The sequence below is a fragment of the Bacillus sp. FSL K6-0042 genome (genome assembly GCF_038006685.1).
In the GTDB taxonomy this organism is placed as follows: domain Bacteria; phylum Bacillota; class Bacilli; order Bacillales; family Bacillaceae_G; genus Bacillus_A; species Bacillus_A pseudomycoides.
Genome location: NZ_JBBOVS010000001.1, coordinates 4,080,427 through 4,098,570 on the forward strand (window position 1 = coordinate 4,080,427; position 18,144 = coordinate 4,098,570).

Annotated in this window: 17 protein-coding genes and 2 other annotated features; all 17 genes read left to right on the forward strand. The window is 37.4% G+C overall.

Annotated features, from left to right (window positions below; all coding sequences use genetic code 11):
* The first annotated feature begins 131 nt into the window (after positions 1–131).
* On the forward strand, positions 132–2,765 hold the full coding sequence (gene polA, locus MHH45_RS20980; RefSeq protein WP_016116581.1) for a DNA polymerase I: 2,634 nt from the start codon (positions 132–134) through the stop codon (positions 2,763–2,765).
* Between the two features lie 12 nt (positions 2,766–2,777).
* Positions 2,778–3,608 carry a DNA-formamidopyrimidine glycosylase gene (gene mutM / locus MHH45_RS20985; protein WP_003200990.1) on the forward strand — a complete coding sequence of 277 codons (831 nt, stop codon included), beginning with the start codon at positions 2,778–2,780 and terminating at the stop codon, positions 3,606–3,608.
* An 83-nt stretch (positions 3,609–3,691) separates the two neighbouring features.
* Positions 3,692–4,324, forward strand: coding sequence for a sporulation membrane protein YtaF (gene ytaF, locus MHH45_RS20990; protein ID WP_016116580.1), 633 nt, complete (start codon positions 3,692–3,694; stop codon positions 4,322–4,324).
* A 52-nt stretch (positions 4,325–4,376) separates the two neighbouring features.
* Positions 4,377–4,979 carry a dephospho-CoA kinase gene (coaE, locus tag MHH45_RS20995; protein ID WP_016116579.1) on the forward strand — a complete coding sequence of 201 codons (603 nt, stop codon included), beginning with the start codon at positions 4,377–4,379 and terminating at the stop codon, positions 4,977–4,979.
* A gap of 109 nt (positions 4,980–5,088) precedes the next feature.
* The gene (locus MHH45_RS21000) at positions 5,089–6,117 is read left to right on the forward strand and encodes a glyceraldehyde-3-phosphate dehydrogenase (protein WP_016116578.1); all 1,029 of its coding nucleotides are present in this window, start codon (positions 5,089–5,091) and stop codon (positions 6,115–6,117) included.
* A gap of 394 nt (positions 6,118–6,511) precedes the next feature.
* Complete coding sequence (speD, locus tag MHH45_RS21005) at positions 6,512–6,895, forward strand: adenosylmethionine decarboxylase (RefSeq protein ID WP_006096185.1); 384 nt, start codon at positions 6,512–6,514, stop codon at positions 6,893–6,895.
* Between the two features lie 266 nt (positions 6,896–7,161).
* Positions 7,162–7,623 carry a transcriptional regulator NrdR gene (gene nrdR / locus MHH45_RS21010; protein WP_016116577.1) on the forward strand — a complete coding sequence of 154 codons (462 nt, stop codon included), beginning with the start codon at positions 7,162–7,164 and terminating at the stop codon, positions 7,621–7,623.
* A 115-nt stretch (positions 7,624–7,738) separates the two neighbouring features.
* A complete protein-coding gene (locus MHH45_RS21015) occupies positions 7,739–9,145 on the forward strand; it encodes a replication initiation and membrane attachment family protein (protein WP_016132096.1) in 1,407 nt (468 codons plus the stop codon).
* Positions 9,146–9,178: 33 nt separating this feature from the next.
* Positions 9,179–10,117 carry a primosomal protein DnaI gene (dnaI, locus tag MHH45_RS21020; protein ID WP_016116575.1) on the forward strand — a complete coding sequence of 313 codons (939 nt, stop codon included), beginning with the start codon at positions 9,179–9,181 and terminating at the stop codon, positions 10,115–10,117.
* Positions 10,118–10,347: 230 nt separating this feature from the next.
* Positions 10,348–11,229: a putative sporulation protein YtxC gene (gene ytxC, locus MHH45_RS21025; RefSeq protein ID WP_016116574.1), complete on the forward strand. Its 882-nt coding sequence runs from the start codon at positions 10,348–10,350 to the stop codon at positions 11,227–11,229.
* A 31-nt stretch (positions 11,230–11,260) separates the two neighbouring features.
* Positions 11,261–11,489: a binding site (T-box leader), on the forward strand.
* Between the two features lie 47 nt (positions 11,490–11,536).
* Complete coding sequence (gene thrS / locus MHH45_RS21030) at positions 11,537–13,468, forward strand: threonine--tRNA ligase (RefSeq protein WP_016116573.1); 1,932 nt, start codon at positions 11,537–11,539, stop codon at positions 13,466–13,468.
* Positions 13,469–13,674: 206 nt separating this feature from the next.
* Positions 13,675–13,796, forward strand: a sequence feature (ribosomal protein L20 leader region).
* 61 nt (positions 13,797–13,857) lie between these two features.
* Entirely contained in the window at positions 13,858–14,361 is a 504-nt protein-coding gene (gene infC, locus MHH45_RS21035; protein ID WP_000973214.1) for a translation initiation factor IF-3, read from the forward strand.
* Between the two features lie 21 nt (positions 14,362–14,382).
* Positions 14,383–14,583 (forward strand): 50S ribosomal protein L35, encoded by a 201-nt coding sequence (rpmI, locus tag MHH45_RS21040; RefSeq protein WP_001125945.1) that lies wholly within the window; start codon positions 14,383–14,385, stop codon positions 14,581–14,583.
* 37 nt (positions 14,584–14,620) lie between these two features.
* Complete coding sequence (gene rplT, locus MHH45_RS21045; RefSeq protein WP_003201011.1) at positions 14,621–14,977, forward strand: 50S ribosomal protein L20; 357 nt, start codon at positions 14,621–14,623, stop codon at positions 14,975–14,977.
* A gap of 197 nt (positions 14,978–15,174) precedes the next feature.
* The gene (gene adhP, locus MHH45_RS21050) at positions 15,175–16,191 is read left to right on the forward strand and encodes an alcohol dehydrogenase AdhP (RefSeq protein ID WP_016116572.1); all 1,017 of its coding nucleotides are present in this window, start codon (positions 15,175–15,177) and stop codon (positions 16,189–16,191) included.
* Between the two features lie 301 nt (positions 16,192–16,492).
* A complete protein-coding gene (locus tag MHH45_RS21055) occupies positions 16,493–16,984 on the forward strand; it encodes a dUTP diphosphatase (protein ID WP_003200923.1) in 492 nt (163 codons plus the stop codon).
* Positions 16,985–17,054: 70 nt separating this feature from the next.
* Entirely contained in the window at positions 17,055–18,140 is a 1,086-nt protein-coding gene (locus MHH45_RS21060; protein WP_016116571.1) for a M42 family metallopeptidase, read from the forward strand.
* Positions 18,141–18,144: the final 4 nt, after the last annotated feature.

Genomic DNA, 18,144 nt, shown 5'->3' on the forward strand with positions numbered 1-18,144 from the left:
CTTGGCATGGGGTGACCGCTTCTATGCATGGCTGGGTGTTCTCCACCTCCTAAAAAGAAAGGGTTTATGTCGGTTTTTCAATTTGGATTTATATATAAATCGTTTTAAATTTGTATGGGGAGGTTTCTAATTTGGAAAAAAAGGTCGTATTAGTCGATGGAAATAATATCGCGTATCGTGCTTTCTTTGCACTGCCGCTTTTAAATAACGACAAAGGTATACATACGAACGCAATTTATGGTTTTACGATGATGTTAATGAGAATATTAGAAGAAGAAAAACCAACGCATATGCTGGTTGCGTTTGATGCGGGTAAAACAACATTTCGTCACAAAACATTTAGCGAATATAAAGGAGGTCGTCAAAAAACGCCACCTGAGCTATCAGAGCAATTCCCATTTATTCGTGAACTGTTAGATGCGTTTCACGTACCACGCTATGAGTTAGAGAACTATGAAGCAGATGACATTATGGGCACACTAGCGAAAGAAGCGAACGAACAAGGTGCTCACGTAAAAGTTATTTCTGGAGATAAAGATTTACTGCAGCTTGTTTCTGATACCACGCTTGTATGTATTCCGCGTAAAGGGATTACAGAAGTAGATGAATATACGAAAGAAGCGTTATTCGAAAAATATAATTTATCACCAAAGCAAATTATTGATATGAAAGGTTTAATGGGAGATCAATCTGATAACATCCCAGGTGTACCGGGAGTTGGTGAGAAGACAGCAATCAAATTGTTAACGCAATTTGAAACAGTAGAAGCAGTATATGAGAACTTAGACAAGGTGAGCGGAAAAAAATTAAAAGAAAAGCTAGAGATGAATAAAGAGCAAGCGTTTATGAGTAAAGAGCTTGCCACAATTATTACCGATGCACCAATTACAGTGCATGTAGATGATATCGAATATAAAGGATATGAAGCAAGTGACGTCATTCCAATGTTCGAGAATTTAGGATTTACTTCGCTATTAAATAAGCTCGGTGCGACTCCTGAAGAAACAGCTCCAGCTGAATTAGATGATATTTCATTTGATATTGTAGAAGAAGTGACAGAGGAAATGCTGCAGCAAGATAGTGCAATTATTGTGGAAGTACAAGAAGACAATTATCATAAAGCTGACATTCAAGGGTTCGGTATTCAAAATGAAAATGGCTGTTATTTCATTCCGAGCGATGTTGCGCTAAAATCTGAAGCTTTTAAGAAGTGGCTTGCAGATGATGAAATGAGAAAGTATACGTTTGATGCGAAACGTGCCATTGTTGCACTTAAGTGGAAAGGTATAGAGATTCAAGGGATTGACTTTGATTTACTAATTGCCGCTTATTTACTTGATCCAGCAGATACAGACAAAGATTTCCGTGCTGTAGCGAAAATGAAAGAAACGCATGCTGTTAAATCTGATGAAGAAGTGTATGGAAAAGGTGCAAAACGTGCGGTTCCTGCGCAAGATATAGTTGCGGAGCACGTAGCTCGAAAAGTACATGTATTATACGATGTGCAAAAAACATTTGTAGAAGAACTACAAAAAAATGAACAATATGAACTATTTACTGAGCTTGAAATGCCGCTTGCTCGTGTGTTAGCTGAAATGGAAGTGAAAGGTGTTACGGTTGATACAGAGCGCTTACGTAGTATGGGAGATGAGCTTGCTGGAAGGCTTAAGGAAATGGAACAAGAAATTTATGAGCTTGCAGGAACGGAATTTAATATTAATTCTCCAAAGCAGCTCGGCGTGGTTCTATTTGAGAATTTAAATCTACCGGTTATTAAAAAGACGAAAACAGGATATTCTACGTCAGCTGATGTGCTGGACAAGTTAATGGAGCATCATGAAATTATTCCTAAAATTTTACACTATCGTCAATTAGGAAAATTAAATTCGACATATATTGAAGGATTATTAAAAGTTGTTCATGAAGATTCATCTAAAATTCATACTCGTTTTAATCAAGTGTTAACGCAAACGGGCCGATTAAGTTCTACAGAACCAAACTTGCAAAATATCCCGATCCGTTTAGAAGAAGGAAGAAAGATTCGTCAGGCGTTCATTCCTTCAAAAGAAGGTTGGATTATGTATGCAGCCGATTATTCACAAATTGAACTGCGTGTCTTGGCGCATATTGCAAAAGACAAAGGGTTAGTAGAAGCGTTCCAGCATGATATGGATATTCATACGAAAACTGCAATGGACGTGTTTGGGGTTGGAAAAGATGAAGTAACATCGAATATGAGACGTCAAGCAAAAGCGGTTAACTTCGGAATTGTTTATGGTATTAGTGACTATGGGCTTTCACAAAACTTAGGAATCACACGAAAAGCAGCAGGGGAATTTATTGAAAAGTATTTCGCGAGCTTCCCTGGTGTAAAAGAATATATGGATGAGATTGTACAAGAAGCGAAGCAAAAAGGATACGTTTCTACATTATTAAATCGTCGCCGTTATATTCCGGAAATTACGAGTCGTAATTTTAATTTGCGCAGCTTTGCGGAGCGTACTGCGATGAATACACCAATTCAAGGTAGTGCGGCAGATATTATTAAAAAAGCGATGATTATTATGGCGGATCGCTTAGAAGAAGAAGGCTTACAAGCGCGTCTTCTTCTGCAAGTGCACGATGAATTGATCTTTGAAGTGCCAAAAGAAGAAGTAGAAAAATTAGAAAAGCTTGTACCTGAAGTGATGGAGCATGCGATTGAACTTGCTGTTCCTCTAAAAGTTGATTATTCTTCTGGTCCAACTTGGTATGACGCAAAATAAGGAAGTGATTGAATGCCTGAACTACCAGAGGTTGAAAATGTTAGAAGGACACTTGAAAACCTTGTAACGGGAAAAACAATTCAAGATGTGATCGTAACATATCCAAAATTAGTAAAGCGACCAGATGACGCAGAGCTCTTTAAAGAAATGTTACGAGGTGAAAAGATTGAACGGATTGAGCGAAGAGGTAAGTTTCTACTTCTATATGTAACAAAGTATGTTATTGTTTCACATTTGCGTATGGAAGGGAAATATTTGCTTCATAAAGATGATGAGCCGGTAGATAAACATACGCATGTGCGTTTCCAGTTTACAGATGGTACAGAGTTACACTATAAAGATGTAAGAAAGTTCGGCACGATGCATCTCTTTAAAAAAGGTGAAGAATTTGACCAAATGCCACTTGCTGATTTAGGGCCGGAGCCATTTGACGCTGAACTGACAGTAGGGTATTTGCAAGAAAGATTGCAAAAGACAAACCGTAAAATAAAAGTTGTATTGCTCGATCAACGTCTTTTAGTCGGGCTTGGTAATATATATGTAGATGAAGTTTTATTCCGTTCCGGGATTCACCCGGAACGAGAAGCTTCATCTTTAACGAAAGCTGAAATAGAAAAGATTCATGCGGCGACCGTTGCAACATTAGCGGAGGCTGTTGAGCGCGGTGGAAGTACAATCAGAACGTATATCAATTCGCAAGGACAAATTGGCTCGTTCCAAGAGCTTCTAAATGTGTATGGAAGAAAAGGTGAACCATGCGTAACTTGTGGAAATGTGATTGAAAAGACAGTTGTTGGTGGACGAGGAACGCATTATTGTCCTATGTGCCAGCCAAAAAGCTAAGAAAGATATTGTTTTCTAATAACATCGGATAGGCATTTGTCATATACATACAGCAAAGCTATGTATAGGGAAGGAGCTTACCGATGTATCATTATTTCTCTCTTATTTTATTAGCTTTTACATTAAGTTTGGATAGCTGTAGTGTAGGGCTTACTTATGGTTTGCGGAGCGTACGGATTCCGTTAAAATCGATACTCATCATTGGAATGTGTTCAGCGGCTGTTATGCTTGTGTCGATGGGAATTGGACATATGATTGCTAAGGTGTTTTCTCCAGTGATTGCAACGCGCATTGGCGGAATCGTTTTAGTGGCTATTGGAGCGTGGGTGTTGTATCAGTTTTTTCGGAGTGATAAAAAAGACGAACCGCAGCAAGAAGAGAAAGTTTGGAAGTTAGAAATTGCTTCGCTTGGGTTAGTCATTCAAATTTTACGGAAACCGACTGTTGCCGATTTTGATAAATCAGGCACGATTTCTGGTGGAGAAGCCTTGCTTTTAGGTATCGCTCTTTCAGTAGACTCGTTTGGAGCAGGGATTGGTGCATCCTTACTAGGATATACACCCGCCATGATGGCAGTGTTAGTTGCCGTTATGAGTTCTCTGTTTTTATTTATCGGAATGAGGATAGGAACGGTTTTATCGAATATGCGATGGTTACAAAAATTTACGTTCCTACCTGGGATTTTACTTATTATTATTGGAATTTGGAAAATGTAAGTGGGAGCGTGAAACATAAGTTTCACGCTTCTATTTGTGAGGAGGAAATAGAATGACAATTGTTATAGGTTTAACAGGAGGTATTGCAAGCGGAAAAAGTACTGTTTCACAAATGTTTTGTGAGCTGCACATACCTGTAATTGACGCGGATATTATTGCAAGAGAAGTTGTAGAACAAGGTAAAGAAGCATATAAAGAAATTGTAGACGTATTCGGTGAAGAAATATTACAAGCAGATGGCGAACTTGATCGTCCGAAGCTTGGGAGTATTGTATTTCATAATGAAGAAAAACGATTGCGCTTAAATAAAATTGTTCATCCAGCTGTCCGCAAAGAAATGAATGTGCAGAAGGACATGTACATAAAGGAAGGCATGCAAGCGGTTGTACTAGATATTCCGCTTTTATTTGAAAGTAAGCTAACTTCACTTGTTGATCAAATTTTAGTTGTAGCTGTAGCACCTAGTACGCAGTTAGAACGTTTAATGAAGCGGAATGGCTTTATAGAAGAGGAAGCAAAAGCGCGTATTGATTCCCAAATGTCTTTAGCGGAGAAAATAACATTAGCTGATAAAGTTATTTATAATGATGGCACAATTGCTGAGACAAAAGCCCAATTACATCGCATTTTAAAAGAGTGGAACATCATTAACTAAAAAATTGTGAAATTAGTGAAAATGTTTAGTGACATATCCTCTTTTTGTGTTATACTATTATTGGGATTAGAGATAAATAGTATAACGCATTCAAGGGGGATAACATATTATGATTCGTGTGGCAATTAATGGATTTGGACGTATTGGGAGAATGGTATTTCGTCAAGCAATAAAAGAAAGCGCATTCGAAATTGTAGCAATCAACGCAAGCTATCCATCAGAAACATTAGCACATTTAATCAAGTATGATACAGTTCATGGCAAGTTTGACGGAACAGTGGAAGCATTTGAAGATCATTTATTAGTGGATGGGAAAATGATTCGCCTTCTAAACAACCGCGATCCAAAAGAGTTGCCTTGGAAAGAATTAGGTGTTGAAGTTGTAATCGAAGCAACTGGTAAATTTAATGAAAAAGAAAAAGCGATACTTCACGTAGAAGCTGGAGCGAAAAAAGTTATTTTAACAGCACCTGGTAAAAATGAAGATGTAACAGTTGTAGTTGGTGTGAACGAAGAACAATTAGACATTACAAAACATACTGTTATTTCAAATGCATCTTGTACAACAAACTGTTTAGCGCCTGTTGTTAAGGTGTTAGATGAGCAGTTCGGAATTGAAAACGGTTTAATGACAACTGTTCATGCTTATACAAATGACCAAAAAAATATTGATAACCCACATAAAGATTTACGAAGAGCACGTGCTTGTGGACAGTCTATTATTCCTACAACAACAGGGGCTGCGAAAGCATTAGCGAAAGTTCTTCCACATTTAAATGGAAAACTTCACGGAATGGCACTTCGCGTTCCAACACCAAACGTGTCTCTTGTTGACTTAGTAGTAGATGTAAAACGTGATGTAACAGTTGAAGACATTAATGAAGCGTTTAAAACAGTTGCAAACGGTGCAATGAAAGGGATTATTGAGTTCAGTGAAGAACCTTTAGTTTCTATCGACTTTAATACAAATACACATTCTGCTATCATTGATGGCTTATCTACAATGGTAATGGGTGAACGTAAAGTGAAAGTACTTGCTTGGTATGATAACGAGTGGGGTTACTCTCGTCGCGTTGTAGATCTTGTGAAGTTAGTTGTTAACGAATTAGCAAAACAAGAAAGTGTACAACACATTTAATGATAAAAAATGATAAAAAAGGAGGCAAGCGATTGCGTGTCTTCTTTTTTATGTTTTTTCTGAAAAGGAAAAAATTATATGAGTATATTTTTATAAATGGTACATATAAAAAACCATTGTGATTACTGCATTTGTGAATCAATTATTTTTTTGGGGAAAAGTAAAGAAGAGAATATGACAAAAAATCGAAAAAACTGTTGTTGCAAAATGAAAATAAACAAAGTATACTAACACTCGTAAACTTAAGAGCTGAGGTACGTAGTCACTACTTAAAGGGTTAGGACCTCTCTGGACTAACTTTCCCCCGTGGTAGTGGAGCAAGCCAAATTGCAAATTAGTTTTCAATTCGAACAGTTAGATTAAATTTACAAGGGGGAACTGTAGAATGGATACTATGGACACGATGGGTCGTCACGTAATCGCTGAACTTTGGGATTGCGATTTCGACAAACTGAATGATATGCCGTTTATTGAACAATTATTTGTGGATGCAGCACTAAGAGCAGGTGCTGAAGTACGTGAGGTTGCTTTCCATAAGTTTGCGCCGCAGGGTGTAAGTGGAGTTGTAATCATTTCGGAATCACATTTAACAATTCATAGCTTTCCAGAGCACGGTTATGCAAGTATTGATGTTTATACTTGTGGGGATCGTATTGATCCAAATGTTGCTGCAGAGTATATTGCAGAAGGTTTAAATGCGAAAACGCGAGAGAGCATCGAGCTTCCTCGAGGCACAGGTAGCTTCGAAATTAAGCATAGAGAAACAAAAGCTCTTTAAAAAAGAACATAATTGATTTAAAATGTAAAGAGGTGTATAATGCACCTCTTTTTAGTTTATATAAATTTGAAATTGTAAAATGGTAGACTGTTTTTGACGAATGCTTGCTATAAAGTAAATTTTTTAAAAGTAACGTATTATTGAACGTGAAATAGTAGGATAAGGTAGTGAGCAAATACAAATAGGTTATATAATATTGTATATATATTTTCACATGTAGATGAAGTAAAAAAGACTGAAGATTAAATTGCAAGGGAGTGAATGAGTTGCGTTGTCCAGCCTGTTTTCATAATGGTACAAGAGTATTGGATTCACGTCCGGTAGATGAGGGACGCTCTATTCGAAGAAGAAGAGAGTGTGAAAGTTGTTTAAATCGATTTACGACATTTGAACGAGTAGAAGAACCACCTCTTATTGTTGTAAAAAAAGAGGGAACACGAGAAGAGTTTAATAAAGAAAAGATTTTACGTGGATTAATTAAAGCGTGTGAAAAAAGACCTGTATCGTTAAAACAATTAGAAGAAGTAACACAAAATGTGGAGCGTGAACTTCGTAATTTAGGAATATCAGAAGTGAAAAGTGATATGATCGGTGAAATCGTAATGGAAGCACTTCGAGATATTGATGATGTTGCTTATGTACGATTTGCCTCCGTATATCGTCAATTTAAAGATTTAAATGTATTTATTGAAGAATTAAAAGATATACTGCAAAAAGAACGAGAATAAAGTGAAACTTTGAGCCCGCAAATAGTGGTGAAAAAGAGCTAGAAGCGAAAGCTATTAGCTCTTTTTCACTAAGGAATTATATACGTAGAATGGAAGAAAGAAAGGAATTGCAAGGATGGAAAAACAGTCATGGATGGAGCTATTGCCAATTGATCGTTATAAAGTAAGTGCAAAAGGGTTGCTGCATAGTTACGATCGGAAGGTATTAACGATGTTATATCAACCATTAGTGGGTAGCAAGGCTTTTAGCTTATACATGACGCTGTGGGGAGAGCTAGAGCAGGATCGTGTATTTGGAAAAGAGAATACACACCACTCTCTTATGGTGACAATGCAAATGCAGCTTCCTGAAGTATATGAAGAACGGATGAAATTAGAAGCAATTGGGCTTTTAAACGTATATATTAAAAAAGAAAAAGATATTCGAATGTTTATATACGAATTGCAGCCGCCGTTATCACCAAAACAATTTTTTGATGATATTGTCCTGAGCATCTTTTTGTATAATCGATTAAGCCGTGCAAAATATAATCAAGTTAAACAATATTTTTTAGAAGAAGAGTTTGACTTTGCTTCTTATGAAAATGTTACACATTCCTTTAATGATGTATTTGGGTCTTTTAATCCAGGTCAATTTGAGCATGCGCAAGAGGAACTTCGAATTCCAAGTAGCGCAGTTATGCCGGGCAATGAAAAAGGAACTGCCCCACAACTTTGGAACGATTTCTTTGATTTTTCTTTATTTGTAGAAGGGTTATCGACTCTTGTGCCGCGAAAAGCGATTACGGACCAAGTGCGTGAATGTGTTGTTACACTCTCTTACGTGTATGGTGTGGATGTGCTGTCGATGCAAAGTATTGTGCTTGGTGCAATGACAGAATTGCAAACGATTGATATGGAAAGGCTTCGGAAAGGAGCGCGTGATTGGTATCAATTTGAAAATGGTCAAGCGCTCCCAGTGTTAAGTGAACGAGTACAGCCTCATGCTGCACGTACGATGAAAGAGAAAGAGCCGTCTACGCAAGAAGAGATGCTTATTAAACAGCTAGAAGAAATTTCTCCAAAACAATTGTTAAAAGAAATTTCAGGCGGGGCAGAAGCAACGAAAGCAGATTTGCAAATTGTAGAAGAAGTAATGATGAACCAAAAACTAACGCCAGGTGTGGTCAATGTACTTATTTATTATGTAATGCTGCGTTCGGATATGAAGCTTGCCAAAACATATGTTGAGAAAATTGCGGGGCACTGGGCACGAAAAAAAGTAGGTACGGTATCAGAAGCGATGGCATTGGCGAAAGAAGAGAATCGCCAATATCAAGAATGGGCTGAAACGAAGAAAAAGGGTCATACTTCGAAGAAAACAGTGCGGAAAGAAATGGTGCCCGATTGGTTGAAAGAACAATCCAAGGAACAACCAAAAGAACAGCCTAAGGAACTTACGAATGTGGCGGGAAAATCGAGCAAGTTAGAAGAAGAACGAAAGAAATTGGAAGCAGAGTTAAAAAAATATAAGCGTGATTGATAGAGGAGAATGAACGCTCTTTGAGGTGAAAGAATGGAGCATATTCAAAATTCATTTGCAAAGTTAATGCAAAATGAGAATTTTAAAAATAGATATGAAGTGTTAAAAGCGGAAGTTATGGCTCATCCGCGTGTGAAAGAGTTTGTAGAAGAACATAAAGGTGAAGTGACGACTTCCATGATAGAGCGAAGTCTTGTGAAACTGTATGAATACATTGGACAAAGTGTTGGATGTGCAGATTGTCCAAACTTAGAATCATGTGAAAATATGATTCAAGGGTATGAGCCGAAACTGATTATTCAAGGTAAGATGATTGATATTCAATATGATCGCTGCGTAAGAAAAGTGGCTTATGATGAGCGGAAGAAATATGAAAAGTTAGTTCAAAGTGTCTATATGCCAAGTGATATTTTACAGGCTTCTATGGAAAATTTAGATCCATCAGATTTAGAACCGCGAATTGAGGCGATTCGTGCAGCGAATGAATTTTTAAGTGCATACGAACCTGGAAAAAAAGTACAAGCGTTATATTTCTACGGTAAATTTGGTGTAGGGAAAACGTATCTCTTAGGAGCGATTGCGAATGAATTAGCCTTAAAAAAAATAAGTTCAATGATCGTATACTTACCAGAATTTTTACGAGAAATTAAAAGCTCACTGCAAAATAATACGATAGGTGAAAAGATTGATGCGGTGAAGCGTGTACAAGTATTAATGTTAGATGATATTGGGGCGGAAGCAATGTCAAGCTTTGTGCGTGATGATGTGCTTGGTGCTATACTGCAGTTCCGTATGCTTGAAAACTTACCGACGTTCTTTACGTCTAATTTTGACTTTAAACAGCTAGAACATCATTTAACCTACACACAGCGTGGAGAAGCAGAAGAAATGAAAGCGGCGCGTATTATGGAGCGTATTAAGTATTTGGCAAAGCCAGTTCCAATTGGTGGGAAAAATCGTCGTCATACGTAAAGAGTGAGCATACTGCTTGCTCTTTTTTTGTTTCTTCAGTATATGTTTGAAATTTCATACGAGCTTGTATCATTTTTTTTCTAGTCCCTTAATATATATAAAATTAGCAAGGATTGTAGAGTGAAGCGGGAGAAGGTATTGCTACTTAGCGCCTAGCTTTCGTGAACTGGACTCTTATGGGGGCTTGAGAGAAAGTAACTCCGTAGAGCGGGATAAAAGGGGGGACAAGAGTGATTGAAATCTGCTTCGAAGAAAAAAATGATGCTGCGCACGTATATCAACAACTGATAAAGAGAACGGAAAAGCTATATAAAGAAACAAGTGTTTATTTATATGAACAAAAGGTAACGATTCATATACCAATATGCGAATCGAATTATATTGAGAAAGTTTTAACACCAGTACTTCTTTATTTTATTGTTAATATAAAACAAAACGAATGGCTTCGTACTATTTTAAAAGAGAAATTTTTTTATGAAGAACAAGAAGAGTGCCATCAAATTTTACATATGGCACATGCTATCTTAAATGGAAAACGAAAAGGAATTGCCCGTGATCTAACACGTAATAAAATTGAAGTCCGTATTATGTCTTCTTTAAAAGGATGGCTCTGTGACCCGCTTTCTTTTTCTTTTTCATCTTATATTCGTTTTCGCCTCCGCGCATATAGGGAGATGGTACACCGACTTGCGGAAGTGGCGATCGATGAATATAAAATGGAGCAAGAATATCAAATGTTTGTAGAAATGCTAAGGCAACAAGTGAGCAGCCGAAAATCACGTTTACCGTGTCTACATCTTGTATTTGATGAAAGTTTTATTTTTTATGATGAAAAGGGAATACGTTTAAAACAAGAAAAATTGGTTCAATATATAGAAGAGGATTTACTAAATAAGCAGGGCGTATATATTGACACGAAGGTAATTGCACCGCTTCTTTCTATTGCGCCGAGAATGATTTATTTGTACACGAAAGAGCAAGATCACAATATGATTGTTACCCTTCAAAATGTATTTCAAGAACGAGTTCAGTTATGTGCACTGCATGAATTTGAACACAACGTGAAAAATTTAAAAAATAAAGGGAACGCCCTTGATTTTCTAAGTTTTTGAGCATATAATTACCTACATAAATGAAATATATTGAAATGTTACGATGAGGACATGAGTGATTTACTACGATTTTCAGAGAGGGAAGCCTTAGGGTGCGAGCTTCCTAGTACGGGTTTATTACTTACCACCTCTAAACTTTAGCAGTGAACATTTTTTCTAGTAATTGCTAACGGCCAACACCGTTATGTTGAACTTGAGCAATTGACAGTTTAGTTAATTGGAACAAGGGTGGAACCACGAATTCAACACTCGTCCCTTTTTACGGGATGAGTGTTTTTTATTTTGAGAAAAAAAGGAGTGACCAGTGATGGCAGATGTAGTTAAAATTACTTTCCCTGATGGAGCTGTGAAGGAGTTTCCAAAAGGAACAACAACTGAAGAAATCGCAGCTTCTATTAGCCCAGGCTTAAAGAAAAAAGCTGTGGCTGGAAAATTAAATGATGAGATGATCGATCTTCGTACACCAATTGAAGAAGATGGTGCAGTTTCAATCATTACATTAGATTCTGAAGATGGCTTATACATTTTACGCCACTCAACAGCCCATCTTTTAGCACAAGCGTTAAAACGCTTATATAAAGATGTAAAACTTGGTATTGGTCCAGTAATCGAAAATGGTTTCTACTACGATATCGATATGGAAGAAGCAATTACAGTTGAGGACTTCCCAAAAATCGAAAAAGAGATGCAAAAGATTGTGAACGAGAATTTAGAAATCGTTCGTCATGAAGTGCCACGTGCGGAAGCACTTCGCCGTTATGAAGAAATTGGCGATGAACTAAAATTAGAATTGATTAACGATCTTCCAGAAGATGCGGTTATTTCAATTTATGAACAAGGCGAATTCTACGACCTTTGCCGTGGGGTTCACCTTCCATCTACAGGGAAAATTAAAGTGTTTAAATTGTTAAGTGTTGCAGGTGCTTACTGGCGTGGCGATAGCAATAATAAAATGCTACAGCGTATTTATGGTACTGCATTCGTGAAGAAAGCAGAATTAGATGAGCATTTACGTATGCTTGAAGAAGCGAAAGAGCGTGACCACCGTAAATTAGGTAAAGAGTTAAAATTATTTACAAATAGCCAAAAAGTAGGACAAGGTTTACCGCTTTGGTTACCAAAAGGTGCAACAATCCGTCGTATTATTGAGCGTTACATTGTTGATAAAGAAGCGAGCTTAGGATATGACCACGTATATACTCCAGTATTAGGAAGCAGAGAGCTTTATGAAACTTCTGGTCACTGGAATCACTACCGAGATGGCATGTTCCCATCAATGGAAATGGATAATGAGGAATTAGTACTTCGTCCAATGAACTGCCCTCACCATATGATGGTGTATAAAAACGATATCCACAGCTATCGTGAATTACCAATTCGTATTGCAGAGCTTGGAACAATGCACCGCTATGAAATGTCGGGTGCACTATCTGGATTACAACGTGTACGTGGAATGACTTTAAATGATGCGCACATTTTCGTTCGTCCAGATCAAATTAAAGAAGAATTAAAACGCGTTGTAAACTTAACTTTAGAAGTATATAAAGACTTCGGTTTAGAAAATTATTCATTCCGCTTATCTTATCGTGATCCAGAAGATACTAAAAAGTATTATGCTGACGATGAAATGTGGGAAAAAGCACAATCTATGTTAAAAGAAGCTATGGATGAAATGGGTCTTGAGTACTATGAAGCTGAAGGTGAAGCTGCATTCTACGGTCCAAAACTTGACGTTCAAGTTCGTACTGCACTTGGAAAAGACGAAACACTTTCAACTGTACAATTAGACTTCTTACTTCCGGAGCGCTTTGAATTAACTTACGTTGGGGAAGATGGTAAACCTCATCGTCCAGTTGTTATTCACCGCGGTGTTGTATCAACTATGGAACGTTTCGTTGCTTTCTTAATCGAAGAGTACAAAGGTGCATTCCCAACATGGTTAGCGCCAGTTCAAGTACAAGTAATCCCAGTTTCTCCGCAAGTACATTTAGACTACGCGAAGAAAGTACAGGAAGACTTGCAACGTGCTGGTATCCGTGTGGAAGTGGATACTCGTGAAGAGAAAATCGGTTATAAAATCCGTGAAGCACAAATGCAAAAAATTCCGTATATGCTTGTAGTAGGTGACAATGAAGTTGCTGAAAACGGCGTAAACGTACGTAAATACGGTGAACAAAAATCAGAAACAATCGCATTAGATGCGTTTGTTGATATGATTAAAGTTGAAGGAAAACGCTAAGGAAAAGGCGCGGCATGCCGCGCCTTTGTTTTATGGATAAGGGGAACAAAAATTAGAAATAATAACCAAACAAGACTTATCATAAAAAAGTATTGCATGTATTCGTGTTGTTTGTTACAATATTTCTTGTTGTTAGTAAAATGCGTCTTCTTGACAGACGTTATATCCTATGGTAAACTCATCAAGGATAATAGAATATTGTTTTGTAGAACAAGTAGAAGCACCCGCTTCTCACCTGATTGACGCATACGCAGTTAGCAGGTAAATGTCTTTCTTACTTAAGATTGTACAAGTGTGGGTGTCCGTATGCCCACACTTTTTTGTTTGGGTTCTATGACTACAAACGTATTCTAAGAAAACCTTGGAGGTGGCTTACTATTAGCAAGGATATGATGATTAACGAGCAAATTCGTGCACGTGAAGTACGTTTAGTTGGTGCGAACGGTGATCAACTTGGCATCAAGTCTCGTAATGACGCTTTAGACTTAGCTGCAAATCTTAATCTTGATTTAGTATTGGTTGCTCCAAATGCGAAACCGCCAGTATGCCGCATTATGGACTACGGTAAATTCCGCTTTGAGCAACAAAAGAAAGAAAAAGAACAGCGCAAAAATCAAAAAGTAATTAGCATGAAAGAAGTTCGTTTAAGTCCAACAATTGATGAACACGACTTTAACACAAAACTTCGTAATGCTATCAAGTTTTTAGAGAAAGGCGACAAGGTTAAAGCGTCAATTCGCTTTAAAGGACGTGCCATTACTCATAAAGAAATCGGTCAACGTGTTTTAGATCGCTTCTCAGAAGCTTGTGCTGAAGTTAGTACAATCGAATCTAAGCCTAAAATGGAAGGACGTAGTATGTTCTTAGTTTTAGCACCGAAAAACGATAAGTAATAGATAGAGGAGGAAATACCTATGCCTAAACAAAAAACTCATCGCGGCGCTGCAAAGCGTTTCAAAAAGACTGGATCTGGTAAACTTAAGCGTTCACACGCTTACACAAGCCATTTATTCGCTAACAAATCTACGAAAGCTAAACGTAAACTACGTAAAGCTGGTGTAGTAAGCGCTGGTGACTTCAAACGCATTCGTCAAATGCTTGACAACTTAAAATAAGTTCGGCTGATATATAGAACAAATAGGAGGTAATATTATGCCAAGAGTAAAAGGTGGTACAGTTACTCGTCAACGTCGTAAAAAAGTTATAAAATTAGCAAAAGGTTACTACGGTTCTAAAAATACATTATTTAAGGTTGCTAACCAACAGGTTATGAAATCTTTACTATATGCATTCCGTGACCGTCGTCAAAAGAAACGTGACTTCCGTAAATTATGGATCACTCGTATCAACGCAGCTGCTCGTATTAACGGTCTTTCTTACAGCCGTTTAATGCACGGTTTAAAAGTTGCTGGTATCGAAGTTAACCGCAAGATGCTTGCTGACTTAGCTGTTCATGACGAAAAAGCTTTCGCTGAATTAGCAACAGTTGCAAAAAACAACTTAAACTAATTGTTCAAAAACCTTAGAAGAATTTTCTTCTGAGGTTTTTTTATTGTTTGGAGCTGCTTTTATAATTAATATAATCGTTCAATAATTTGTGATATATTTCGCAAATTATTGTCATAATTCAACTGCCTCTCGTTTCTTCTATTATATTAAGATGAACTTGTAAGAACTTTTTGTATCTATAACTAGGAGGCGTTTACATGAAAGCAGCAGTTGTAAATGAGTTCAAAGAGAAGTTAGAAGTGAAAGAAGTTCCAAAACCAAAAGCTGGACTTGGTGAAGTTCTTGTACATATTGAAGCATGCGGCGTTTGCCATACAGATTTACATGCGGCGCACGGTGATTGGCCGGTAAAACCGAAACTCCCACTAATTCCAGGACATGAAGGTGTTGGAGTTATTGAAGAAGTAGGGGAAGGTGTTACTCACGTAAAAGTTGGTGACCGGGTTGGAGTACCATGGCTATATTCAGCGTGTGGTCATTGTGAATATTGTTTATCTGGCCGTGAAACGCTTTGCTTAGATCAACATAATGCAGGTTACTCAGTTGATGGTGGTTATGCAGAGTATTGCGTTGCAGCAGCTGATTATGTTGTGAAAGTACCGGATAACTTAGAATTCGTTGATGCAGCACCGCTATTTTGTGCCGGTGTTACAACATATAAAGCATTAAAAGTATCAGAAGCAAAACCTGGCGATTGGGTTGCGATTTTTGGTATCGGTGGCCTTGGGCATTTAGCTGTTCAATATGCAAAAGCAATGGGATTACATGTTGTTGCTGTTGATACTGTAGATGATAAATTAGAGCTCGCCAAAGAACTTGGTGCAGATTTAGCCGTGAATCCACTTAAAGAAGATGCGGTAGCGTGGATATTCGAGAAAGTAAAAGGTGTGCATGCATCTATTTGCACAGCTGTATCAAAACCGGCATTTGATCAAGCGTACCGTTCTATTAGACGAGGTGGCGCGTGTGTAGCAGTAGGGTTACCACCAGAAATGATGGAAGTACCAATCTTCGATACCGTCTTAAATGGCGTGAAAATTATTGGCTCTATCGTAGGGACAAGAAAAGACTTACAAGAAACATTGCAATTTGCCGCAGAAGGAAAAGTAAAAGCAATTATAGAAACACGTCATCTTGATGAAATTAATGAGATTTTTAGTGAAATGGAAGAAGGAAAGATTAATGGACGTGTTGTACTTGATATGACAAAATAAGTATAAAAGCTATAACAATATAGAAGAATATACAGTAAAAAAGTCGGAGGATTTCCTCTGGCTTTTTTACTGTCGTTTAAAGGCATCTTTCCTAGTAGAAACGACACTGCTATAATGGAAAGATGATATGGAAGTTTCATCATATGTAGATGATGTCTGAAACGTATTGATGATTTAGGGACAAGCTATTTTATAAGGGGCTAGGAAGCTAATTAGATAATAAAGGGTAGGATTTTTAAAGCTTACAATAAATATGAGATGAAACAACATTGTTTTTATGCGATGTTGGAGGAGGAATAGAATGGATTTACTACAGCTATTTAAATTACAAAAAGAGTTAGATGATCGTATTGTGAAAGAACATGATTTACAACCGAAGAAATTATTAAAAGAAAAAATGCTAGCACTCCTTGTTGAAATTGGGGAACTTGCAAATGAAACACGTTGTTTTAAATATTGGAGCAAAAAACCAGCAGCTGAACGTGAAGTTATACTTGAAGAATATGTAGATGGTCTGCACTTTATTTTATCGATTGGAATTGACCTAGGAATTGATAAAAACTTCCTATTTTATAAATGTGCTCAAACGAACAAAACACAAGTTGAAATTTTCTTAGACACGTATGCGAAAGTAATTCGTTTTACGGACCAACCGTCTATTACAAATTATATTGAACTATTTACAAGCTACCTTCGTTTAGGACAAGCTCTTGAGTTTGGTCAAGAAGAAATTGAAAAAGCATATTTAGATAAAAACGAAGTCAATCATCAGCGTCAAACACAAGGGTATTGATTTGTTTTTTTGAATATTTCAATTTAATTTTGTATAATGAAGTGAATGAAGAAAAAGGAGGGTGTTGGCAATGACAAAATTAGATTCGACATTGACAATGCTAAAAGAATTAACAGATGCACGCGGGATTGCAGGTAATGAGCGCGAACCACGTGAAGTTATGAAAAAATATATTGAACCGTTTGCAGATGAACTTTCTACAGATAATTTAGGAAGTTTAGTTGCGAAAAAAGTTGGGGAAGAAAACGGTCCGAAAATTATGGTAGCTGGCCACTTAGATGAAGTTGGCTTTATGATTACGCAAATTGATGACAAAGGTTTCCTTCGCTTTCAAACAGTTGGTGGCTGGTGGTCACAAGTTATGCTTGCGCAGCGCGTAACAATTGTAACACGTAAAGGTGATGTAACAGGTGTAATTGGTTCAAAACCACCACACATTTTACCAGCAGAAGCTCGTAAAAAACCGGTTGAAATTAAGGACATGTTCATTGATATCGGTGCTTCTAGCAAAGAAGAAGCAATGGAATGGGGCGTACGACCAGGGGATCAGGTTGTACCATACTTTGAATTCCAAGTGATGAAAAATGAAAAGATGCTACTTGCAAAAGCATGGGATAATCGCATTGGCTGTGCTATTGCAATTGACGTGTTAAAACAATTAAAAGATGAAAAGCATCCAAACGTTGTATACGGCGTTGGAACTGTTCAAGAAGAAGTAGGTCTTCGCGGTGCGAAAACATCTGCACATTATATTAAACCAGATATCGCGTTTGCTGTAGATGTTGGTATTGCCGGCGACACACCAGGAGTAACAGAAAAAGAAGCGCAAAGTAAAATGGGCGATGGGCCACAAATCATTTTATATGATGCATCAGTCATTGGACATACTGGGCTTCGCAATTTCGTAGTTGATGTGGCGGATGAATTAGATATCCCTTATCAATATGATTCTGTAGCTGGTGGCGGGACTGACGCAGGGGCAATTCATATTTCTGTCAATGGTATTCCATCTATGGCGATTACGATTGCAACTCGTTATATTCACTCTCATGCAGCAATGTTACATCGTGATGATTATGAGAATGCAGTGAAGTTAATTGTAGAAGTTATCAAACGTCTTGATAAAGAGGCTGTACATAATATCACATTTAATTAATAAG